The 22,537-nt window shown below is 57.3% G+C and carries 20 protein-coding genes and 1 tRNA gene; 13 read left to right on the top strand and 8 right to left on the bottom strand.

Features of this window, described 5'->3' with window-relative positions; translation table 11 throughout:
* Nucleotides 1-7: 7 nt before the first annotated feature.
* Nucleotides 8-1,840 carry a sensor histidine kinase gene (locus tag P4L78_RS18270; protein WP_309329665.1) on the bottom strand — a complete coding sequence of 611 codons (1,833 nt, stop codon included), beginning with the start codon at nucleotides 1,838-1,840 and terminating at the stop codon, nucleotides 8-10.
* A gap of 100 nt (nucleotides 1,841-1,940) precedes the next feature.
* On the opposite strand from P4L78_RS18270, the gene P4L78_RS18265 reads away from it, so the two are divergent.
* The 3 genes from P4L78_RS18265 to P4L78_RS18255 all read left to right on the top strand — a co-directional run bounded on the left by P4L78_RS18265 (nucleotide 1,941) and on the right by P4L78_RS18255 (nucleotide 4,030).
* Nucleotides 1,941-2,612 carry a response regulator transcription factor gene (locus tag P4L78_RS18265; RefSeq protein WP_309329663.1) on the top strand — a complete coding sequence of 224 codons (672 nt, stop codon included), beginning with the start codon at nucleotides 1,941-1,943 and terminating at the stop codon, nucleotides 2,610-2,612.
* 197 nt (nucleotides 2,613-2,809) lie between these two features.
* Nucleotides 2,810-3,337, top strand: a complete 528-nt coding sequence (locus tag P4L78_RS18260; RefSeq protein WP_309329661.1) for a GGDEF domain-containing protein — start codon at nucleotides 2,810-2,812, stop codon at nucleotides 3,335-3,337.
* Between the two features lie 294 nt (nucleotides 3,338-3,631).
* The gene (locus tag P4L78_RS18255) at nucleotides 3,632-4,030 is read left to right on the top strand and encodes an Hpt domain-containing protein (RefSeq protein WP_309329659.1); all 399 of its coding nucleotides are present in this window, start codon (nucleotides 3,632-3,634) and stop codon (nucleotides 4,028-4,030) included.
* A 25-nt stretch (nucleotides 4,031-4,055) separates the two neighbouring features.
* Here P4L78_RS18255 and P4L78_RS18250 read toward each other — a convergent pair whose 3' ends face one another.
* From P4L78_RS18250 to ispB, 7 genes are all read right to left on the bottom strand, one after another.
* On the bottom strand, nucleotides 4,056-5,642 hold the full coding sequence (locus P4L78_RS18250) for a diguanylate cyclase (RefSeq protein ID WP_309329657.1): 1,587 nt from the start codon (nucleotides 5,640-5,642) through the stop codon (nucleotides 4,056-4,058).
* 419 nt (nucleotides 5,643-6,061) lie between these two features.
* Nucleotides 6,062-6,280: a POTRA domain-containing protein gene (locus P4L78_RS18245; RefSeq protein ID WP_309329655.1), complete on the bottom strand. Its 219-nt coding sequence runs from the start codon at nucleotides 6,278-6,280 to the stop codon at nucleotides 6,062-6,064.
* A gap of 185 nt (nucleotides 6,281-6,465) precedes the next feature.
* Nucleotides 6,466-6,783 carry a hypothetical protein gene (locus tag P4L78_RS18240; protein WP_309329653.1) on the bottom strand — a complete coding sequence of 106 codons (318 nt, stop codon included), beginning with the start codon at nucleotides 6,781-6,783 and terminating at the stop codon, nucleotides 6,466-6,468.
* Nucleotides 6,784-6,939: 156 nt separating this feature from the next.
* On the bottom strand, nucleotides 6,940-7,671 hold the full coding sequence (locus P4L78_RS18235; protein ID WP_309329651.1) for a GGDEF domain-containing protein: 732 nt from the start codon (nucleotides 7,669-7,671) through the stop codon (nucleotides 6,940-6,942).
* Nucleotides 7,668-8,552: a PDC sensor domain-containing protein gene (locus P4L78_RS18230; RefSeq protein WP_309329649.1), complete on the bottom strand. Its 885-nt coding sequence runs from the start codon at nucleotides 8,550-8,552 to the stop codon at nucleotides 7,668-7,670. The genes P4L78_RS18235 and P4L78_RS18230 overlap by 4 nt, the downstream gene beginning before the upstream one ends.
* A 300-nt stretch (nucleotides 8,553-8,852) precedes the next feature.
* Nucleotides 8,853-8,929: transfer RNA gene (locus tag P4L78_RS18225), tRNA-Pro, on the bottom strand.
* 67 nt (nucleotides 8,930-8,996) lie between these two features.
* Nucleotides 8,997-9,959 carry an octaprenyl diphosphate synthase gene (gene ispB, locus P4L78_RS18220; protein WP_283150980.1) on the bottom strand — a complete coding sequence of 321 codons (963 nt, stop codon included), beginning with the start codon at nucleotides 9,957-9,959 and terminating at the stop codon, nucleotides 8,997-8,999.
* 292 nt (nucleotides 9,960-10,251) lie between these two features.
* Between ispB and rplU the strand changes: the two genes are divergently transcribed.
* From rplU to P4L78_RS18170, 10 genes are all read left to right on the top strand, one after another.
* Entirely contained in the window at nucleotides 10,252-10,563 is a 312-nt protein-coding gene (rplU, locus tag P4L78_RS18215; protein ID WP_283150979.1) for a 50S ribosomal protein L21, read from the top strand.
* Between the two features lie 21 nt (nucleotides 10,564-10,584).
* Complete coding sequence (gene rpmA, locus P4L78_RS18210) at nucleotides 10,585-10,866, top strand: 50S ribosomal protein L27 (RefSeq protein ID WP_283150978.1); 282 nt, start codon at nucleotides 10,585-10,587, stop codon at nucleotides 10,864-10,866.
* 258 nt (nucleotides 10,867-11,124) lie between these two features.
* A complete protein-coding gene (obgE, locus tag P4L78_RS18205) occupies nucleotides 11,125-12,306 on the top strand; it encodes a GTPase ObgE (protein ID WP_309329646.1) in 1,182 nt (393 codons plus the stop codon).
* A 17-nt stretch (nucleotides 12,307-12,323) separates the two neighbouring features.
* A complete protein-coding gene (locus P4L78_RS18200) occupies nucleotides 12,324-13,214 on the top strand; it encodes a beta-1,6-N-acetylglucosaminyltransferase (protein ID WP_309329644.1) in 891 nt (296 codons plus the stop codon).
* Nucleotides 13,215-13,278: 64 nt separating this feature from the next.
* Nucleotides 13,279-14,535: a hypothetical protein gene (locus P4L78_RS18195; protein ID WP_309329642.1), complete on the top strand. Its 1,257-nt coding sequence runs from the start codon at nucleotides 13,279-13,281 to the stop codon at nucleotides 14,533-14,535.
* Between the two features lie 187 nt (nucleotides 14,536-14,722).
* A complete protein-coding gene (locus P4L78_RS18190) occupies nucleotides 14,723-15,445 on the top strand; it encodes a hypothetical protein (RefSeq protein ID WP_309329640.1) in 723 nt (240 codons plus the stop codon).
* Between the two features lie 7 nt (nucleotides 15,446-15,452).
* Nucleotides 15,453-18,269 (top strand): ATP-binding protein, encoded by a 2,817-nt coding sequence (locus P4L78_RS18185; protein WP_309329638.1) that lies wholly within the window; start codon nucleotides 15,453-15,455, stop codon nucleotides 18,267-18,269.
* Between the two features lie 11 nt (nucleotides 18,270-18,280).
* Nucleotides 18,281-19,516: a hypothetical protein gene (locus P4L78_RS18180; RefSeq protein WP_309329636.1), complete on the top strand. Its 1,236-nt coding sequence runs from the start codon at nucleotides 18,281-18,283 to the stop codon at nucleotides 19,514-19,516.
* On the top strand, nucleotides 19,513-19,848 hold the full coding sequence (locus P4L78_RS18175) for an MmcQ/YjbR family DNA-binding protein (RefSeq protein ID WP_309329634.1): 336 nt from the start codon (nucleotides 19,513-19,515) through the stop codon (nucleotides 19,846-19,848). The genes P4L78_RS18180 and P4L78_RS18175 overlap by 4 nt, the downstream gene beginning before the upstream one ends.
* Nucleotides 19,849-19,875: 27 nt before the next feature.
* Nucleotides 19,876-22,194, top strand: a complete 2,319-nt coding sequence (locus tag P4L78_RS18170) for a THUMP domain-containing protein (protein WP_309329632.1) — start codon at nucleotides 19,876-19,878, stop codon at nucleotides 22,192-22,194.
* The last annotated feature ends 343 nt before the right edge of the window (nucleotides 22,195-22,537 follow it).

Here is a 22,537-nt window from a genome sequence, read left to right as displayed (position 1 = left end):
TTCGGGTCTAAGACTGGCTAGCAGTATGCGGTAGCCAGATCGAAAAGGTGCAACCTTCCCCGGCCGGGCAGGATACCGAGAGCTTGCCGCCATGTTGTTGCACGATGCGCTCGACCATGAACAAACCCAATCCGGCACCGGGTTTGCTGCTGACGTTGCGACCACGGAAGTATTTCTGGAATACGCGTGCAAGCTCATCGGGCGCAATGCCTTCGCCGTGGTCCACGACGCGTATCTGCAGCCCGCCCGCGTCGCTCGCGGCATGTAATTCAATGGTTTTATCTGGCGCAGAGTAACGATTGGCGTTGGCTAACAAATTACTCAGTGCGATGCGCAATAGCTGGCGATCGCAATAAAACTGCTCAGGCAATTGCCCGGTTATCAAATGCACTTGGCGATCCGGGAACTCGGCCTCCAGTTCTTCCAGTAATTCTTGCAGATTGCACCACGCGTAGCGCATTGGCTGTTCTGCATATTCCAGCCGATCCAGCGACAGATATTCATCTATCAGATTGCTCATGCGCTGGCAGGCATTGCGAATGTTGTTGCAGCGTTGCAAAAATCGCTCGCGTGGCCCGTCTGGATTGGCGGCCAGTTTCTGCGCCGACGTATTGATAATGGCCATGGGGGTCCGGAACTCATGCGACACCATGGATACAAAATCGCGTTGCTGCTGATTTGCGAGTTGTTCGATGGCTAGTGCGCGTTTCAGCGCGTTGTAGCGGTAGATGATGTACAGGCTCATCATGAGCATATGAATCAATGCGCCCAGCTGCAGGCTGTAATCAGTGAGCTCGGTGGGGTGAAGTGTTCCCAGATTGCGCAGGTAGCGCAAAGCAGCGCCCAGATCAAAGACGCTGAAGGCGGCGAGATAAAACAGCGCCTTGCGCATGCCACGGCGCCAAAGGAGCAGCGCAGCGATCTGGGTGGTCGTGGCCCACACCAAAGCGGCCACAGCTGCCAAACCTACGCCCAGCGCATAAAAGGTGCTACCGGTGAGCAGCGCGGCGACACCGGCTATTCCCGCGAGGCCATATGACATTGATCTGTCATAACGTGGCAGATGGGCACGCAAATCCAGCAGGCGGGAAGAAAATTTCGCCCCCACCAACGGCAAAATACACAGCGCAAGCCCACCCAGGGGGAGCGCCACAGAGCCCGGCAGATCGCGAGGCAATCCGGTTGCGAGCATCGCCACCAGCAGGATGGTCGCAGCGTACGCGCCATACCAGCCCATGAGCGCTTCGCGCGTCCACCACCAAAAAACCAGCTGCAGCAGGATCACCAGGAAAGAAATGCCGAAATACATGCCGTGCGCGAAAGCTTCGTGGGCGGTATGCACATAAAAGGCTTTGGCCGACCACGATTGCACACGGGTGGTCAGAGAGGTGCGCGACGCGACGCGCAGCAGCAAATGCGCATTTGCGGCGGATGGGGGCAAGACAAACGCGGCGCTGATGGTGTCCAGTGGCCAAAACGCATGAGGTACCGCCTTGCCAGCGCGTTGTTCCTGCCACGTACCGTCACCCAGTAACTGATAAAGCCGGACGTCTTCCAGTAACGGATTGGTCAACTCGAGAACCGTCTGGCCGCTGGCGGGAGCGAGGTCCACGCGAAGCCAGATCGCGGCCGCGGTAAAGCCATGATTCACGTAGGCCGCAGGTGGGTTCCAGGAGGTGGCACGCGCGACATCTGCTACCGCGAGCGTTGCGCTGTTATCCCTGAGCCAGGCTGCGGCAATCGGCTGAGGTTCTGCTTGCGCGCAAGATGCCGCGCAAAGTCCGCAAACTACCAGTGCGACACAAAATAAGTATCGTAATATTGAATAGAGCCATGACATATGGATTGGGGACGCACTGTTCTGCCCGAACATGCCTGGAAAGGCAGGGCAGTGGCGAACAATCCTGCACATGGGATTTCTGAATACATTCGGGATGGACATGAATCTGGTATTGCTCGAAGACGAACCGATTCTTTGTGAAGAACTGGCTGAATATTTAGGCGAGAACGGCCATAGCGTGACGGTGGCGAAAAGCATTGCCGAATTTCGGCAGGTGTTTATTGCAGATTTGCACCGTATTGTCATCGTCGACCTTGGTTTGCCGGATGGTGATGGCACGGACTTGATCAAGCAATTGCGCGCTGCCCGTCAACGGGTCGGGATTATCGTTCTAACCGCACGTAACACGACCCATGACAAAGTAAGTGGTCTGATCGACGGTGCGGATCATTACCTTTCAAAGCTGGCTGACCTGGACGAGTTGAACGCCACAGTAGCAGCGCTGGGCCGACGCCTCGTTGCAGATGCTTTGCCTTGCTGGGTACTGCAAGCCGCCCCGCGTCAGCTCATTCCGCCAGGTTTTCCACCCATTCCGTTGTCCGGGCAAGATTACGTGGTGCTGCATGCGCTCGCAAGCGGCGGCGACGTTACCCGCCAATCCATCGTAGGGGCGCTTGGCGAGCGATATCTGGATTACGATCAGCGCCGCATGGATACGCAAATGCGGCGCCTGCGTCGTAAAGTCGAGCAAGCCTGTGGTCTGCAATTACCGGTGACCACTCTGCGTAATATAGGCTACCGCTTTCATGACCCCATAGAGTTGCGCGATTAGCCTGGAATTCCGCTTCGCAAGCTAGCGCTCTGTCTCGCTTATGGGCGGCTTTCCAGGTCCACTCCCATGCGCTGAGAGGCCCTCTCTCACTTTAGCCGGTAATAGTTGTCGCTAAATGCAGAAAGAGGCATCTGCCAACGGCGATTTGCTCATATTTGCTCAGCTTATCCCTTGCTCCGGTTTGAGATGATTCCCCCATGGAAGATATCAACATCCCCGAGCATTGCTCTGCGCTCGACCCGGTCACCGGGTTGTATAGCCGACAGCAATTCTTCAATAGCGCAGAACTGCTGGCTTGTGGCGAATTGCCGTACGCCATTCTGGTTCTGAATCTTGATTACTTTAAGCAGATCAATGACACCGCAGGCTACGACGCTGGCGACCTCGTGTTGTTAGTCGTTGCTGATGTCCTGCGTGCCAGTCTGCGCGAGGGTGATATCGCGGCGCACGTTGGCAAAGACGAATTCGTGGTTGGCCTGTGGCAGGCAACGGAAGGGTATGCGTTGAGCGTGGCACAGCGTATACGGCGTACTTTGGCTGAACAGGCGATTTCATTTTTCGATCGCACGGTTCGCTGCACCGTCAGTATTGGTGTGGCGCAATCCCGGCCGGATTTGAATGCCGGTTTGGCCAGTGCCGCGAAACGAGCCAGCACTGCGCTCTCTCGAGCCAAGCAATCAGGCGGAAACCGGGTATTGCTGGCTGATGCCTGGGCTGTCGCGTAATCATCGGGCCAGCCAGGCAAATCACGCCATTTATCGCGTGCGGATAGGCGTGCCCACGCTCGCACCACGTTTACACGAAATCTGGCCTGCCCCGGCCAGATCATCTAGCGCCGAATTATCCCAAATACTTCGCCAGACGGACCGCCATTAACGGTTGCCGAATGCTTCGCGGGAGCTCACCGCGCCGCGATCTTGACGACTTTCAAGCGCGCTATCGCGTTGGCGTTTTTGGGGAAGAAATCGGCATAGGCAGATCCAGCAAATCAGGTCGTCAGATATGGCCATTGGAAAGATGTGGGACAAAAATTGGAAATAGCGGGATTGGAGACGACGACGAGCTGGTTCCACTCACGGGGTAGCGAACGCTACCTGAGGACTCTGCTAGCGTTTGTTAAAAATCAGTCGGATACGCCGCGGGAAATTCGTGATGCGCTCTCCCGTAATGATCAGCAAACGGCCGAGCGTTTTGCACACACTTTGAAAGGACTGGCGGCGTTGATTGGTGCCCGCGAAGTGCAGTTGCGAGCCGCCGCGCTAGAGGACAACCTGATCTTGAGACAGGGCGTTTCGTCCGTTCGGGATACTTTGGTTGCAGCGCTGGATTGCGCGCTGGCTCAGCAAATGCAAGCGATTGTCGAGGCGGTTGGCCCCACGCCAGTGATGGATAAAGCGCCAACCGGGGTGGATATCTAGACCAAGTGCTTCCTGGTGCTCTTGATTATGGCGCCAGGCAGACCTTGCCCATATCTTTGGCTGGCTTGCGGCAATTGCGGTCGATGGCGGATGCTGCCAGTTCCACCCGGTTCCGCCCCAACGCTTTGGCGCGATAAAGCGCTGCATCAGCTAGTTTCAATACCTCATCGATATCCATTGCCGAATGCGGCTGGTATTGGGCAACGCCGATGCTGATCGTGCAGCGGATTTCACGCCCGTTCACGGTAATGACTTTTTCGGCCAGCGCCAGACGGATACGCTCCGCAACGATCACTGCACCATGCAGTTCAGTCTGCGGCAGGGCAATGATGAATTCCTCGCCACCAAAGCGTGCGGCAATATCGCAATCACGCACATTGGCCCGCAGAATATCCGCAACCGTGCGTAACACCGCATCACCAGCGTCATGACCGTAGGTATCGTTGACCTTCTTGAAATGGTCGACATCCAGCGCCAGAACGCTCCATGGCTGTTCGAAGCGATCGGCCTGATGCCGAACGGTCTGCGCCCAGTTGAAAAACTTCCGCCGGTTCGCCAGACCCGTCATGAGGTCATGCTGGGCGTCGTGTTCGAGCGCTTTGCGCTGGACCTGGTTCTGGTGGAAGAAGCCCAACAAAAGCCATTGCATGATACACAGGCAGATAAACGCCAGCGTGGTGAAGGCAGCCTGAATGCGCCAGTTAAACAGATACACATCTTCGCTCGCAGCGACGAGCTGTAACCACCGGGTATCGTGCAGCGGGGCCAGGACGGCAAGTCGCTCGTGGCCGTCAAATGGGGATTGATAGAATTTCACGTCCGGGCCATAGCGGGAGTTCCGGAAAGAGGCGCCACTGATGGCTTGTCGCTCCCCTTTGTGTGCCGTGGCCGGGTCCCCGGCATGGGCGTAGCGATACAGTACGTCATGCGAGAGCTGATCAAGAATGACCAACACCCCATCTTTGCCCAGGTCAAAACCTCGTGTTGCATCTGTATTGAGCAAAACAGACAAGCTGCGCAAGCTGGTAAACCCGACCACACTGCCTAGCGGCTGGCCTTCTGCCGACTTGATCATCCGGTACGAAACCAGTCCGCCGCCACCCAAGTCGGCCGCAGACGGGCGTGAAACAAAAAATACGGCAGACTCGACCCCGTGATCAAGAATACGCCGGTGTTGGGGCGCATCCTTGAAGGAGTGCTGAGCCAAAACGGCGGGAGGCAGGACTGATGTCACACGTGGGCCCGAGTCCATTGCGATGATGTTGCCAGTTGGGTCCAGGACAGCGATGGTATCCAGCCACTGATGGTTTGTTTCTTTGCTTAGCAATTGTTTCTTTTCCCCCAGGCTATACCCGGAGAAGCCCTCGGCTCGTACCACATTGCCGACCGACGCCAGCTGGTAATCCAGAGTTGTCTCTAGCTGTTCAAAGCTGCGCAGATGCATCGACGACACGTTTTTCAGGCTTTGCACCACGCCGGCTTCAATCCAGTCACGTTCCAGGAACAGATACGCCGCCATCATGCTTCCTTGCGCAAGCAGGGCAAGTATCAGCAGGCAGCGTTTGCCGGGCAGGCCAGAAAATAACGAAAGCAGGGCGGATCGTAGACGCACGGAAAGAAACACTCATATAAACGGACCGTTAAATGCCGGGCCGGAGAATGAACACCTCCGTCAGCGACAATGAACGGGTGACCGCAGTCTGCGCGCAGAGCATTTCTGCAGGCCTGACGGCACCCGGATTCCAGTGCGCGTTATGACCATGCAATTTCTGGATCACACCAAGGCATTAACAAAACCGAACGGCACATCTATATGTTTTACAGAATTTCAGGAAAACGTATCTGAGCGCCTCTGAGCAAAAAGAGGGAAACGCGGGGAATCCGGGGGCAAATATTCCCATCACGGCTCAACCAGGAAGGGGCTGTAACCCAATCCGTGGGGTGGTTCTCGTTGTGCCGGATCTGGCTAGAGGAGTGCAGAGAAACCATTGGGCAATCAGGTGGATAGCCTCAAGCGGGAACCCGGTGGGATTATCCCTCGAAGACGCCAACGATCAGATTTCCGGCCGTGTCGGCATCTTCAAGCGCAAAGAAGCGGGCCAGTGGATAGCCCTGAGTCAGGTAATGAGTGGCAATCGCCTGGGCGACGATTGCAATGGCGGATAGCGTGACTGGGCGTTTGATCAGATAGCCCCGCCGTGGGCCAATAAAGCGCTGCAGAAAGCGTGTGACACCTGTCAGCAGGGACATTGGGGAACAGGGTGCCATTGCGGACCGATGCCAGCCGTTCCAGAGCACGCTTGAGCGCCTGATGGCATTACAACGCCTACTTTGGCTAAAGTTGTGCGCTTGCAAAACAACAAAGCGTGGGCGGCCTGGATATGGCCGACGCAGCTTGCCAATAGCCAGCGTGGCAGCATGCCCGGCTGCAGCGCTTATCGGTTACGACCTTGTCGCCGTGGCCGAGGGGCCTCGCGACTGGTATTGACCGATGTATTGCGATCGTAGTGCTGCACGTGGTCACGCTGGATGTTGGTGGAGCGGTTGACGTTTACATTGACTTCATCGTTGTTATTGTTCGCAATGGCTGCGCCAACCGCCATGCCCATAAACACGCCACCTGCGGGTAGAACAGGAGCGGGCGCAGGTGCATAAACCGGTACGGGTTGCTGAATCACGACTGTTTCGTTGGCCAAGGCCATCGGCAAAGCAAATACTGAGGATACGGCAAGAATAAAGACAGGCTTTTTCACGGTTATCTCCTGCATCTCGAAATGAGATTGGGCGAATTTTGACACCCGCAGGAAAATACTTGCTGCGAACAACTACCACAAAAAATGGGTGGTTTTACAGATGAGCAATGTCTGCATGGCGGGTCAAACCTGCTCGCCAGGCAACTGGTGCTCCAGTCAGATGGTAGCCAGTTCCACCCGATTCCGCCCTGAGGCTTTGGCACGGTAGAGTGCGCCATCCGCCTGTTTCAATATCTCGTCAATATCCAGATCAGATTGCGGCTGGTACTCGGCAATGCCTATGCTGACGGTGCAGCGGATTTCCCGCTCGGTGGCTGTGATGGCTTTTTCCGCCAGCGCCAGGCGGATACGCTCAGCCACGATCGCGGCACCGGCTAGCGCGGTCTGGGGCAGGCATACGATGAATTCTTCTCCACCAAAACGCGCGGCAATATCGCAATCGCGCACGTTGGCCCGCAAAATGGCGGCCAGCGCACACAGCACCACATCTCCCGCATCGTGGCCGTAGGTGTCGTTGACCTTTTTGAAGTGGTCGACATCCAGAGCGAGCACGCTCCATGGTTGCTGATAGCGATCAGCTTGCTGGCGCACCGTTGCCACCCAACTGAAGAAATGGCGCCGGTTGGCCAGACCCGTCATGACGTCATGCATGGCATCGTATTCAAGGGCTTTTCGCTGGAGTTGATTCTGATGGAAAACACCTACCAGGAGCCATTGCAGAACTGCCAGGCACGCAAATACCGCGACCGAGATAACCATCTGGATTCGCCAGTTGAACAGGTATTCGTCCTTGCTCTGGGAGACCAATTGCAGCCACTGCCCATGATGCAGCGGTGCCAATACGGCGAGCCGCTCAAGCCCGTCAAACGGGGAGAGGTAGAATTTCACATCCGGGCCATACGTGGTGTCTTGAAAAAAGGCGCTTCCAATCGTTTGCCAGCGTGAGCTTTCGCTTGGTTGCTGGCCCGTTTGCCCTTCGGCCCACCTGCAAACGAATAGCGACGCGAGGCTTCGCTTGCCTGGTGATCAACAATCGCCAGACTGCTCATTGTCTTCAAGAGCGACTTTCCGATGTCCTCTAACCCCGTTTTATGCCCCTCGCCGGGGTCTTCCGCATACGTATAGCGGTACAACACTTCGCGCGTGTTGTGATCAAGAATGGCCAGGACACCATCTTTGCCCAGTTCAAAACCGCGTGCGGCATCCGTATTGAGCAAAACCGACAGGGTGCGCCGGCTGGTAAAGCCCACCACGCTGCCCAACGGCTCGCCATCGGGGGACTTGATCATCCGGTACGTCACCATTCCCCCTTCACCCAATCCGTCAGCGAACGGGCGGGAAATAAAAAAAGAGGTAGATTCGATCCAGCGATCATAGATAAACCGGTATTGGGGCGAATCCTTAAAGGAGTAACTTGCCAATACGGCAGGCGGTAGTACCCATGCCACCGGTACTTGAGAGTCCAGGGCAATGATCTTGCCTGTCGGGTCCAGAACAATGATGGTATCCAGCCATTGGCGTTTCGTTTCATTGCTCAGCAAGACTTCTTTGGTCCGCAGGCTATCGCTGTTGACCCCGGCAATTCGCACCGCTTCAGCGACCGACGCGAGCTGATAATTCAACGTCGTCTCAAGTTGCTCAAAGCTGCGCAGATGCAGCGACGACACGTTTTTCAGACTCTGTACTACGCCTGCTTCAATCCAGTTGTGCTCGACAAACAAATAGGTAGCGGCTACGCCTGCCTGGACCAGCAGGGCTGCGCCCAGCAACCAGCGCTTGGTGGCCAGTTGGGAAACGTGTGGGAACCTGAAAAATGATCGTAGACGCACAACTGGTTACGCCCCTGTCGCATATTGAAAAAACCGAACCGGTATTGCATCCGCCGCTCATATTCAATATAGGTAAAGGGAGCAAATCTGCCGTCAAGCCTCAAACGGGAAGGAGTCTTATGTGGCCAGGACGGTAGCCCGATTTCTGGATTTGAAGCAGATTGGATGCAAAGGCCATAAAACAAAAAACCGCACAGTGGACTGTGCGGTTTTTTATGCCTGTATGAACAGGTGAATTTCTGGTCGGGGTGAGAGGATTCGAACCTCCGGCCTCTACGTCCCGAACGTAGCGCTCCACCGGGCTGAGCTACACCCCGACTTGGGTGTCTGCGCAGGCTTGTAAGCTGCGAAGAAACGGGATTATCTCCGCCGACTTGGGGGCTGTCAACTGTTTCGGGAGATAGCCAGATCTGCCAGCGCCAGCAAGGCCTGGCGGGCTGGACTATCTGGTATTCCAGTCAATTGGGCCTTGGCGCGGGCGGCTTCTTCGGTGGCAATTTTGCGGGCGTATTCGAGTGCGCCGGTGGCGTGAATTGCGCGGCTGACATCATCAAAACGGTCACGGCTGGCATGGGTCAGTGCTTCGCGTACGGCGGTGGCATGTTCCTCATCACCGTTACGCATGACATAGATCAATGGCAGTGTTGGTTTGCCTTCAGCCAGATCGTCACCCAGGTTCTTGCCGATCTCTTCGGTGTGGCCGGAGTAATCCAGTACGTCGTCGATAATCTGGAACGCAGTACCCAGGTGCATGCCGTAACGGGCAAAGGCGGCTTCGGTATCGGCATCGACGCCAGCCAGGATCGCACCAAGGCGGGATGCGGCTTCAAACAACTTGGCGGTTTTGTATTGAATAACTTGCAAATAGCCGGCTTCATCGATATCGACGTTACCGATATTCATCAATTGCAGCACTTCGCCTTCGGCAATGATGTTGGTGGCTTCAGCCAGCACTTCCATGACGCGCATGGAGCCAACGGAAACCATCATCTGGAACGAGCGGGTATAAACGAAATCGCCTACCAGGACGCTGGCGGCATTGCCGAACAGGGCGTTGGCGGTTTCGCGGCCACGGCGCAACGATGATTCATCGACCACATCGTCGTGCAGCAAAGTGGCGGTGTGGATGAACTCGATTACCGCAGCGAGAGTGTGGTGATGTTCGCCTTGATAGCCCAGCGCTTTGGCGGTGAGCAGCACCAGGATGGGCCGCAGGCGCTTGCCGCCGGAAGAAACAATGTATTCACCGACCTGGCGCACCAGCACGACATCTGAATAGAGCTGTTTGCGAATCAAGGCGTCAACCGCCGTCATATCCTGGTCGACGACCGATTTGACCAACTCCATTGCCACGAGCGCCTCGCTTGAACTGGGTATTAAGTAAACGCGAAATCTTAGCATGGTTCAGGTACATGCTTCGACCACGATTGTGTTGCAACAAGGCGGGCGGCCATTTTTTGTTTTGATTTCAGTTTTTGGCAAGGCGTTGCCGACCCCCTGAACGGTAGCCGGAAAATGCGATAAGTGTTTGACGGGTAAAGGAGTCCAGCGTATAGTCGCCGATTCTTCCGCAAGGGCGGAGGGCTGTATTGCGCAAGTAGTGCAGTTTTTTGGGTGCAAACTCTTTGGAGCTTGTTAAATGTATGCAGTCGTAAAAACCGGTGGCAAGCAGTACAAAGTTGTCGTCGGCGAAAAACTTAAAGTAGAACAGATTGCTGCAGACATCGACAGCCAGATCGTACTGAATGAAGTATTGATGGTGGCAAACGGTGATGCAGTGACGATCGGGACCCCTGTGGTCGCCGGCGCTGCCATCAAGGCAACGGTCGTGTCTCATGGTCGTGGCGCGAAGGTCAGCATCTTCAAGATGCGCCGTCGTAAGCACTACCAGAAACATCAAGGCCATCGCCAGAACTACACCGAAATTCGCATCGATTCTATCGACGCGTAATTCAGACAGGAGCTAACAACCATGGCACACAAAAAAGCTGGCGGTAGTTCCCGTAACGGCCGCGATTCGCACGCCAAACGTCTGGGCGTAAAAGCCTACGGTGGCGAACTGATCAACGCCGGTTCGATTATCGTGCGTCAACGTGGCACCGAGTTCCATCCTGGTGACAACGTTGGTATGGGCAAGGATCACACCTTGTTCGCGCTGGTCGACGGTTACGTGAAATTTGTGATCAAGGGCGCGCAACAACGTCGCACTGTGACCATTCAGCCGTACGAAGGCGAAGTGATCGAAGTAGCTTAATCGCTACGGGGTCATTTCCTGAAAAAGCCCTATCCCTGTGATAGGGCTTTTTGTTTGTAAGGGGTGGGGTCTTGATAAGGCGTCAAGTGAGAACCACTTTGAAACTTATTGCCCGTCACTTTGTATAATGTCGAGGACCGGTGGCACCAGACGAAGGCGCCAGGTCCGGTTTTTCCGGGGGCTGTTCGCGCATGATGCGATCAGCCAGGTGTTTACTCCTCGCACCGCGCCCCTCATGCCTCACACTCAGAGTTCATCATGAAATTCATTGACGAAGCCAGAATCGAAGTTATCGCCGGTAAGGGTGGTAAAGGGTCGGCCAGTATGCGCCGCGAAAAATTCATCCCACGTGGTGGCCCGGATGGCGGCGATGGCGGACGTGGCGGCAGCTTGTGGGCCGTGGCGGATGAAGACATCAACACCTTGGTCGATTATCGCTTCGTCAAAAAATACAAAGCGCAGGATGGTGAGTCCGGTCGCGGTGCCGATTGCTACGGTGCGGCGGGCGACGATATCGAACTGCGCATGCCGGTGGGCACGGTGATTACCGATGCCGAAACCGATGAAATCATTGCCGATTTGACCCACGACGGTCAGCGCATCTGCATTGCCAAGGGCGGCAAGGGCGGTTGGGGCAACATCCACTTCAAGTCATCCGTGAACCGTGCGCCACGCCAGACCACATCCGGCGAGCCAGGCGAAACCCGTGAACTGAAACTGGAACTGAAAGTGTTGGCTGACGTTGGCCTGCTGGGCATGCCCAATGCCGGTAAATCCACGTTCATTCGCGCCGTTTCTGCCGCCAAGCCCAAAGTGGCCGATTACCCGTTTACCACGCTGCACCCGAATCTGGGCGTAGTACGTATCGATGACAACCGCAGCTTTGTGGTTGCCGATATCCCCGGTTTGATTGAAGGCGCGGCAGAAGGCGCTGGTCTGGGTCATCGCTTCCTCAAGCATCTGACCCGCACCGGTGTGTTGCTGCACATCGTTGATTTGGCGCCGTTTGATGAAGGCACCGATCCGGTGGCTGAAGCCAAGGCCATCGTTGAAGAACTACGCAAGTACGATGAAGAACTGCACGACAAGCCGCGCTGGCTGGTGCTGAACAAGCTGGACATGATCCCGGAAGAAGAGCGCGATCAACGCGTGAAAGACTTCCTCGAAGCCTATGGCTGGGATGGTGGCGAGCCTGATCCGTACAAGCCGTTTGATCCGCAACAGCGTCGCCTGTTTACCATTTCCGGTCTGACCGGCGAAGGTTGCCGTGGCCTGACCTGGGCGATCATGGATTATCTGGACGCCGCCCGTGCGCTCAAGAAAGAACAAATGGCGCACGCCGCTGAAGCCGCACCGGCTCCGGCACCCAATGTTTGCGAAGGGCTGACGCCAGAAGAATGCGCGGCTGCCCTGCTGCATGTTGATGGCGACGAGGCCTGAGCGGGTTGGTTGAGCGCTTGGTTGAGCAACAACAGGCACCGCTGCAGATTGCTTACCTGATCCTCGCGCACGACCATCCGGCCCAGTTGGGTCGGTTGGTTGCGCGTCTGCAGGGGCCCGGTGTGCGGTGCTATCTGCATATCGATGCCAAAACCAGCGATGCCACATTCGCGGCAATGCAAGCCGCGATGCCCGCCAACGCGGATGTGCAATTCATTGCACGGCGAGCGTGTGGCTGGGGTGGTTTTTCGCTGGTCGTCGCAACGCTGGATTTGCTTGCTGCGGCGCAGGCCGTAGGCTTTGATTGGGCGATACTGCTGTCTGGCGCCGACTACCCCGTCAAAACTCATGCGCAGATCGCTGCCCGGCTAGGTGCGTCGGACGCCTTGGGTTATCTGGACGTGCGCTCGCAAGCGCAGTTCGACGTGCGCCATCGCTGGCAAGCATTTCATCCCGAAAGTCTTAATGGCAAGCCGCTGGGCAAAGCCCTCCAAAAGTTGCAGCGTGGCGCAAGACGCCTGGGTTTGCATCGCCGTCTGCCCACGCCACTCGCCCAAGTATGGGCAGGCTCTCAATGGTGGTGTTTGTCCGCCGATGCCTGCAAAGCACTGACCGATTTTGTTGATCGTAATCCGTCAGTTGTCCGGTTCTTTCAGACCACCAGCGTGCCCGACGAAATGTTTGTGCAAACCGTGTTGATGGCCACTTGTGTGGCGCCGCATCTGGTCAAACACAACCATCACGCCATCCGTTGGCAAGCTGATGCCTGGTCACCCGCTACCTTTGAAACTGAAGATGTCGCCGAGCTGGTGTCCGGTCCGACGCTGTTTGCGCGCAAGTTTACGGCCGACGGCAATGTGACCGCGCTCATCGACCAGACGTTGGCAACACGTCAATCGGTCGCATAACCACCCATCGCACGCGGCTTCCCGCGTAAAATACCCCATCTTTGAAAACGGCCCGCTGCCCCGCATGATCAATACGGAATCACCGCTCGCCGAGTTTTTCCAGCCCGGATTTGACCCGGCTGACTTAGGGCCACTGGCCAGCCTGTTGCGCGCTCGCGAATACCTCAATGCCCTCATCACGCTATTTCGTGGTGGTGACGATGAAGTGATGGTGCGGCTATTGATTTTGCGGGTGATTGGCTCGCGCGCTGACGCGCCGCGCTGGAGCCCGCAAGAACTCGAAACGCATTTCTCGTATATCAACCCGGTCAAGCGCGACACTGTGCTCAAGCGCCTGCGTGAAAACGGCTTGCTGGTGTGGGATAGCGACGAGAGCCTGTATTCGCTCAGTGAATCGGCCCGTATTGCCTTGGCCGCCATCGCCACGCTCACCCAGTTTGCCGATAGCGATGCCGAACTCGGTTATCTCACCGCTCAGGTAGCGGCTGGTCAAGCGCTGGGTAATGTCTCGCCTGAAGCCCTGCAGCATTTGCATGCGCGGCTGAACGAACTACACCGCAATTTTGAAGAAGCGCTCGAATCCCAATCGGAATACCAGATTCGCAATGCCCGCGCCAAGCTCGAAAGCGTATGGAAGTGGGTGGAGAAGGGCACAGACGTGGTCCGCTCCGTGTTGGAAGATGAATCGGGTGATCGCCAGGTGCAGCAAGTGGCGCAGGCGATTGCTTTGGCGCAAGGCCGCATGCTGCGTATGACTGGCGTGTTCCAGCGCCGTCTGGCCGAACTCGCCGCCCAGCGCGTTCACCTTGGCCAATCGGGTTTGACCTCGACCAACGTGGCTGACTGGCTGCGCGAACGCACGCAAGAACAACTGGCCACGCTGGGTCGTGACCTGCTCACCTTCCACCCCGAACCGTCGTTTGCCATGTCCGATATTCTGCTGGACGTGACCGAGTTTGAATTGCTGGAACGCGAGCGTGATGAAATCGTCGCCAGTGATCTGCCTTCATCCGAGATTTCCCCGGCGATGACCGCTGTTGAAGCCGAACGCTTGATCCACGCCGAAGAGTTGTTTGCCCTGCTGCAAGGCATAGATGTGGAAACCACATTGGCTCAGGCCGTGTTGGCAGATACATACCCTGAAACCGCGTATCGCTTGTCGTTATTGTCCCTGCTGGGCGACCAGGAAGCTGCGCTGGAACAAAGCATTGTGGCCGATCTGGTGAAGTTGCCATTGGCGTTTGTGACTGAAGACATCGTGGACGAAGTGGATCACCCCCAGGTGGCGACGCTGACACGCGGTTGGGTAAGGCCGCTTTAGTTTGGCCCCGTAGCCCGGATGGAGCGTAAGCGGGAATTCGGGGTAGCAATACAAGAAAGTATGCAGGCTTGGGAATATGAATGTTGCGCAGAGTCCGCCGCGGCAAGCATTGCCACCCCGGATTCTCACTACGTTTCATCCGGGCTACGAAATGACAGAACAACTGGCTGAATTGAACTAGAGAACTATGGATCAAGCCCTCAATATCCTGCTGGCGCGCTTGTTGGCGCATCGCTTTATTCCGCGCAAAGACCCGTTGGCGCGGCGCGCGCTGATCGACGAGGTTTTCCGCGAAAGCCTGGAGCGGCGGCTGGAAGAATGCGGCCTGCAGTTGCTGGAAAACCCGTACGCCGAATACATCGCCGTGGGCCTGAAGCCCGAGATGGAAGACTGGGTGTTTGGCGAGGGCGAGAACTGGCTGTCCAATAATATGGGTCTGCCGCGTGACGCCATCGCTTTGCTGGTGGTGGTGTGGGCGCTGATCATTCTGCCCAAACGCGAGCGGCAGATTGCCCGGGCGAGCGAGGCTGGCGACACTCAGACCGATATGTTCGTCACCGAGAAACCCATTGTTCGTGGTGACGAAATTGCGCCGGGCATTCCGGAAGACGCGGTCTACGCTGACTTTGGCAAAAAACTCGGCGGTAAATCGCGGTTCTCGATGAATCTGGGGCAACTGGCCAAGCTGGGTTTTGTCATCCGCCGCAACAAGATGATCCACGAAGGCCCGTTGCTGGATTTGATGATCGACTACGCCAAACTGGCGCCACGCATTATTGAAGGTGCGCTGGCCGAAGTGCTCAAGCTGACCGGCACCCGCATCGCGGTTGATGACGATAACGCGGATGAGCCAGAGGCTGATCTGGCCACCGATAACCTGCCGCAGTCCGAGTCTGAAGAAGAGGCGTAATTAGAATATGTTCCAGATTCGCGAACTCGAAATGATCCATTGGGATTTCTGGCGCGCCATTCGCGTGCCGCTGGATGCTCAGATTGTCACCATCGTTGGCCCGAACGGCTCCGGCAAAACCACGCTACTGGATGCCTTGCGTACGCTGCTGGCGCTCAAGTGTTCCGGCCGGCGCGATTACAAACGCTATGTGCGTAACAACCGCGAAAACTACGCCTGGCTGCGCGGCGTGGTGTCCAATCCGCGCAAGCAAGCGGGTGGTTTGTTTCCGTATCTGTTTTTTCCGGCCACCTCAGATGAGGTGACGCTGTTTTGCCGCATCAAGAAACAAGGCGGCGATTGGGTACGCCAGTACGCCATTGCCGAAGGCGATGTCCCGATGAACGCCGATACCGAATCCGCCGTGCAGTGGCTGGGTGTCGGTGAATACAAACGTCGGCTGGAGCAAGCCGGGCTGACCCCGGCCATTGCCGAAGTACTGGCACTGGAGCAGGGCGATACCGACAAGCTGTGCGAGTACTCGCCTAAAGCGTTGCTGGACCTGGTGTTCCAGGTGTTTGGCGACAAGCAGGTGCTGGATCATTACGCCGAAGCCAAGCTGCGTCTGAAAGAAGCCGAGGGTGAGCTGGGCAAGATGGAACAGCAGCTCAGCCAGGTCGGGCTGGATGTTGAACGCCTGCGCCTGCGCGCCAATAACCATCTGGAATGGCGCTCGCTGCAACTGGATATCGAAAAGCTGGAACAACAAGCCGTACCGGCACTCAAGTACGTGGAGCAGTGGGAAAGCTTGCGCGGCTATATCAACCAGTTCCGTGGCGCACGTAAAGGCTTGCGCCAGAAGCAGGATGAACTGGACGCGCTGGACGCCCAGTATCGGCAGATCGCCACCGGCCAGGAAAATGCCCAGTCCGGCGAAGAAACCGCCCGTAAAGAACACGACGAAGCCTACGCCGCTTTCCAGGTAGCGCGTGACGCTGCCCGCGATAGCGAAAAAACCATGAAAGAAGCCGAGCGTTTACGCAATCTGGCCGAGGCGGAACATGGTGCCGATGGCGTGGCACTGAATGACCGGCTGGGCGAGCGGCGGGAAGCGGCGGCCCAGCTCAAGCAGTCCATCAAACTGATGAAGGATGAGCGCCAGCAACTGGCCGAAGCGCAGTATTCGTTGCAGCAAGGTCGTCAGCCGCATCCAGACTTCGTCAACCGCATGCGCGCGGCGCTGGATGAAGCCGGTATCCCGCATCAACTGCTAACTGAAATTGTTGAGGTCAGCGACAACAGCTGGCAAGACGCGGTGGAGGCGTTGCTGGCGCCGTATCGTCATATCATTCTGCTGAATCGCTACGCGGACCGGCAGCGCGCATTCGAGATTGGTCAGCAACTCAAATATCGCCATTTCATTGTGCCCGAGCGTGAAAGCATCGGCACGGCCAATCGCAACTCGATTCTGGAGGTGGTCGATTTCAAAGCCGATGCGCCGGGCTGGCTGGTGGGTTTGCTCAATCGCACCCAACGCGCCAAATCGGTGGCAGACGGTAAAGATCTGGATGGCGACTGGATTACTCGCGAGGGTTATCACAAAGAACGCCGTGGCGCGCGCGATATCTCGGCGCGGCCGGGCGATTACGCTTTCGGCGAAGCGGCTCGCCAGTCACGTTTGACCGAAGCCAGCCGCCGCTTGCGTGATCTGAACGACCAACTGCTGCAGGACGAAGGCAAGCTGGTGGAACTGGAGCGCGATATTTCCGCCATTCAGCAATCTTTGATGGGTATGCAAGCCGTGGTGCAACTGGCTGCGCGCCAGGATGAATTTGCTGCCGTGGCCGAGCGATGGCCGGAAGAACAACGTCGGGTGCAAGAAGCCGGCGCCGCCATGGCCGCCGCCCAAGCCAGCTGGGAAGAAGCGCGTACCTCGCGTGAAGATGGTCGCGTGGCGTTTGAAAAACTCAAAGATCGCCGTGATCGCCTGAACGGCCTGGTTGAGGTGGAACTGCAACAACTGGCCCGCCAGCGCGATGAACAAAGCCGCCGTATCCGCGATTTGCGTCAGGCCAAGGCCGAGATGCCAGAACGCGTGCGCGTGGGTGAGCATATGCGCGCGCTGAAAGACAAATACGGCAGCTCGCGTGAAGTGCTGCATATGGTTGAGCGCGAACGTGAACGGCTGGCACAGATCGATTGGGAAACTGATCCGACCATCATCGCCCGCCGTGACAAGGTGACTGACGATTACAACGCGCTGGCGAACGATACGCTGGTACATCGTAATGAAGTCCAGCGCACCGCACTGCTGACTGATGAAGCTCGCGGTGCCTATATCAACAAGCTCAAAGCTACCGTTCGCGCCTATGGCCGCAATCTGAAACGCTTGGGCGAGTTGTCGGGCATTGAGGTCGAGACTGATCTACCTCATCTGGATAACGATGATCTGGTACTGTCGCAGGCCGGTCTCACCGTGCGCTTCAACTTTGACCAGAAAGGCATGATGGGTCTGAATGATGGTGAGGCATCGGGCGGGCAGCAGGTGATGAAGTCGCTGATCATGCTGATCAGCCTGATGATGGATGAAGCCAATCCGTCTGGCTTTGTGTTTATTGATGAGCCATTTGCCCACCTGGATATCTTCAACATCGACCGGGTTGGCGGCTTCCTCAAAGCCACGCAAGCGCAGTACCTGATCACCACGCCGCTGACGCATAACACCAATGTTTATGGCCCAAGCGAACTGACGCTGACCACCCGCAAGAAACAGCCAGGTGAAACCTGGGCGCCGATCATCGCGCAAACGCGGCGGCGCGTGCGTGCGCCGCTGACGTCGGAGTAGCCCGCAGCGCGATGGATGAGGGGACGCAAGACTGGCGTGCACATGAGTCGCAGCCCGGTATTGAAATACTAAGCCTTGGTGAGCCGGGGCGTGATGCCGCGCCAGAGAAGCGCCGACTGCGTGCTGCTTTGAACGCCCCGCAATCATTGGCTGATTGGCCGCGCGAACGACGCGCCTTGTTGCTGGAGTGGCTCAAACAAACGCGGTCCGAGCATCCCAAATGGATGGTCTTGCTGGATTGGGCTGGTCCCAAGCGTCAACATCTGGCCGTTGAAGCTCTGCTGGGTTTGTTACTGCGCGGCTGGATCGAGATCGAAGAAGTCAGCAGTCGGATTGCGCCGGGTTCCTGGCAACCAAAATCGCTCACATGGCGTGATTTATCTGCGCTGCGTGAAGAGATGGGCCTGGCTGACCCGGCGGCAGAAAAAGCCAAACGCGAAAACCAGCGTTGGATGAGTGTTACGGATGAGCGCTTGCTGGCGCTGTCTTTAGCGCTGGCTGGCAGCACCAGCCAGTTCGTGCCGTCGCGCCGGCAGTTGTGCGACGGCCTGGCGCAATGGTTGGCTCAGGGCCGCAGTGGCACACGTAGTCAGTTTGCGCAGTTTGTTCGCTCGCGGACCCGGCTCATCCACGACGCCGAGTGGCAGTGGCTCAATGAGCATGTTGATCTGGCCGCTTGCGGTATTTCGGCGCATGCACCGCTGTTGACGCTGGGTGGCAATTGCACGCTGGTCGCAAACGGCTGGGTAATGCTGGATTTGTCGCTCCTGCCGCAGCATGTGGCCATGACGCCTGCCAATGTCGCAACGTGCGATCAGATCATCGGCATACAGCAAATCACTATTGTGGAGAACCTCTCCGCCTTTGCCAGTGTCTGTCAGCAAGCGGGCGCGAGTGAGTTGGTGATCTGGCTGCCCGGTTATGTAGCGCCTTGGTGGCTGGATAGCGTGCGGCATTTGCTGGCGCTGGCAAAAGTGCCGGTGCGCATCAGCTGTGATTGCGATCCATGGGGAATCGAATTGGCACTCAAGGCTGGTGCTTTGGCCAGCCAGACGGGCGGTATATGGCAACCCTGGCAGATGGATGAGGCTACACTGATGCAATGTGATCATCGCCTGCCGTTAACCGATGCGGATCGCCGCAAGCTCGAAACGCTGTTGGCAGGTAAGTTGCCTTCCTCGTTGGCGGGGCTGGCCCAAAGCATGGACCAACTCAGTCAAAAGGCCGGGCAGGAACAATATCTATGAATACTGCGCAGTTTCAGGCACTGTGCGCGGCTTTGCCTGGCGTGACCTTCGACGTGAAATGGCAAACCAGCCAGGTTTATTCCATCGGCGGCAAGATGTTTGCCATGGTGCGCGAGGCCGGCGGAGTGGCGTTCAAGGTAGAAGCCGAACGCTTTCTGGAACTGACTGATTATCCCGGTGTATGCCCGGCGCCTTACTTGGCGCGGCATCGCTGGATTGCGCTTGATGCGCCCACGGTTTTGCCAGACACATTGCTGGCCGAACTAATACAAACGTCGTACCGCCTGGTGCGGGCTAAACTGCCTGCCGCGTTGCGCCGTTCGCTGCCCTGATCGGGCGGTTTGAACTGGATACAAAACATGAGTGATAAAAAGACCCTGAAATTGCCGCCCACAGAAGCCCAAACCGCGGGGGGCAATGCCCGGCGCCCGGCGCGTCCGGCTGGTCGTGCTGCGGCATTTTCCGGCGGCCAGGCGAGTAAACCTTATGCGCAAGACCCGACTTTTCGCGATAAAACTGCCGCGGCAGGTGGTCGTGACGAACGCCGCCCTTCCGGTCCCAAGCGTGATGAGCGTAGCGGTGGCGGCAAGCCTTATGCCAAAGTGACTGCGACGGGTGATGATGGCCGTCCGCGCTCACCCAAACCGTACGGCGACAGACCGGCCGGTGATCGCAGTGGCGGTTTCAATCGTGACGAACGCCGACCAGACCAGCGCCGTGATGATCGCCCAGCCGGGGATCGCCCGCCGCGTCAGTTCAGCCGTGATGAGCGGAACCCGGATACGCGTCGCAGCGAGCAAGGTGGCGGCGATAAACCCCACGCCCGGCCGGCATCGCAAGAACGCTCATTCAGCGGCCAGGCGCCGAAGTCATACGGTGCCAAGCCTGCTCCGGATCGGACTGGTGGTTTCAATCGGGACGAACGTCGCCCAGAACCACGGCGAGATGAACGTACGCAAGGTGATCGACCAGCATATGGTGACCGTTCCCCGTCGCAAGATCGTTCGGCAGAAGGCCGCCCGGCCAAGCCGTATGGCACCAAATCGTTTGGCGACCGGAGCGGCGGGTTCAATCGTGACGAGCGTCGACCAGAGCAACGCCGGGATGAGCGTGCGCCAACTGATCGACCTGCCTATGGTGATCGGTCTCCACAACAAGATCGTTCGGCAGAAGGCCGTCCAGCCAAGCCGTACGGCGCCAAGTCGTTTGGCGATCGTAGCGGTGGCTTCAATCGTGATGAGCGTCGACCGGAGCAACGTCGGGATGAACGTGCGCCAAGTGACCGACCGGCATACGGTGATCGTTCCCCGTCACAAGATCGCCCGGCCGACCGCAATGCGCCAAAACCGTATGGTGCGAAATCGTTTGGTGAACGCGACCGCAGTGGTGGCTTCAACCGTGACGAACGCCAGTCAGAACCACGGCGCGATGAACGCCCGGCCAGCGCGCGTTCTTTCAGTAAACCTGCGCAGGGTGGCGGCACTGCGCGCCATGCCGCACCAGCGGTGGCCCCGGATGCGTTTGACTGGACTGCCATTCAACACTTCTATGCCCCCTGCCCGCGTGGCCTGGAGCAACTGTTGGCGGATGAACTGACTCGATTGGGTGCGGATGCGGTTCTGGCCGGTGAGGGCGGAGTGGCCTTCGAAGGCAAAGCTGAATTGATGTATGTAGTGAATCTGCATTCACGTTTTGCCAGCCGCATCATGCTGCGTCTTGATGAGCGCGCTTATCGTAACGAGGCTGATCTGTACCGGTTGGGTTCGCGCACCGATTGGCCAGCCTTGTTTGATGTGTCGCGCACCATCAAGGTGAATGTCACCGCCCAGCGCAGTGGCTTGCGCAGTATTGATTTCATTGCGCTGAAAATGAAAGATGCGGTTTGCGATATTTTCCGCGCCGCCACCGATGAGCGCCCGAGTGTGGATACCCATAACCCGGATATCCGCATCAACGTGTTCCTGACTGATCGTCTGGCCACGCTATATATAGATACGTCGGGCGAGCCGCTGTTCAAACGCGGCTATCGCCAGGAAAGCGTGGAAGCACCGCTGCGCGAAAACCTGGCGGCCGGTTTGCTGGCGTTGGCAGGCTGGAACGCCAATGAGCCGTTGCTTGATCCTATGTGCGGAAGCGGCACCTTCCTGATCGAAGCCGCGATGATGGCCTTGAATATGGCGCCAGGCCGACTGCGTGAATTTGGCTTCCAGAAGCTCTCCAGCTATGACCGCGCGTTCTGGCAACAGTGCAAGCAGGAAAGCGAAGCGGCGCGACGCCATGAGCTGACGTTCCCGATTGTGGGTAGTGATCGGGATATCCATGCCATTGATAGCGCAATGCGCAATATCGAAGCGGCTGGCGTGCAGGATTACATCAAGGTGCAAGTGGGCGACGTCTTGCTGGCGCAACCACCGGCGGACGAAGGCGTGCTGATCTCAAATCCACCTTATGGCGTGCGGCTGGACGAACTGGAAAAACTTGCCGGCTTTTATCCGCAACTGGGTGACTCGCTCAAGCAACGTTTCTCTGGCTGGCGCGCTTATTTGTTAACAGCAGATATGCGTTTGCCGAAACTGATCCGCCTGAACGCCACCAAACGCACACCAATCTATAACGGCGCGCTGGATTGCCGCTTGTATGAGTTCAAGGTGGTGGCTGGGTCCAACCGGGAGGTTTGATCGCAGTACCTTGAGAACCCGCTATATATACGGACTACCCAGATATATATGTGAGGTTCACGCAACAAAGAGCCGCTCGCCAGAGCGGCTTTTGCTTTGGTGCTGTGGTTTTTGGGCGCTTTGCTGTGGTTTTGGGGTGTTTTACGGTGCGGGAAGAGGTGCTGAAGCAGGGGAGAAGGCCGTGTTTTGCGGGGTGGCGCGGGGGGTCTGTCACGGGACTGCAATGATCGCTGAAAGAAATATTCTTACGGATCAGGGGTTTGTGCAGGCGGGGTGAAGAATGTTGCAGGAAGGTGTTGACGGGTGCCGGTCTGGTCCGTATAGTTCGGTTTCTCCGCTGCAG

The sequence above is a fragment of the Silvimonas sp. genome, assembly GCF_031291215.1.
In the GTDB taxonomy this organism is placed as follows: Bacteria; Pseudomonadota; Gammaproteobacteria; order Burkholderiales; family Chitinibacteraceae; genus Silvimonas; species Silvimonas soli.
Note: the sequence above shows the minus strand (reverse complement) of the source record. Positions and strands in the feature narration are given on the sequence as shown.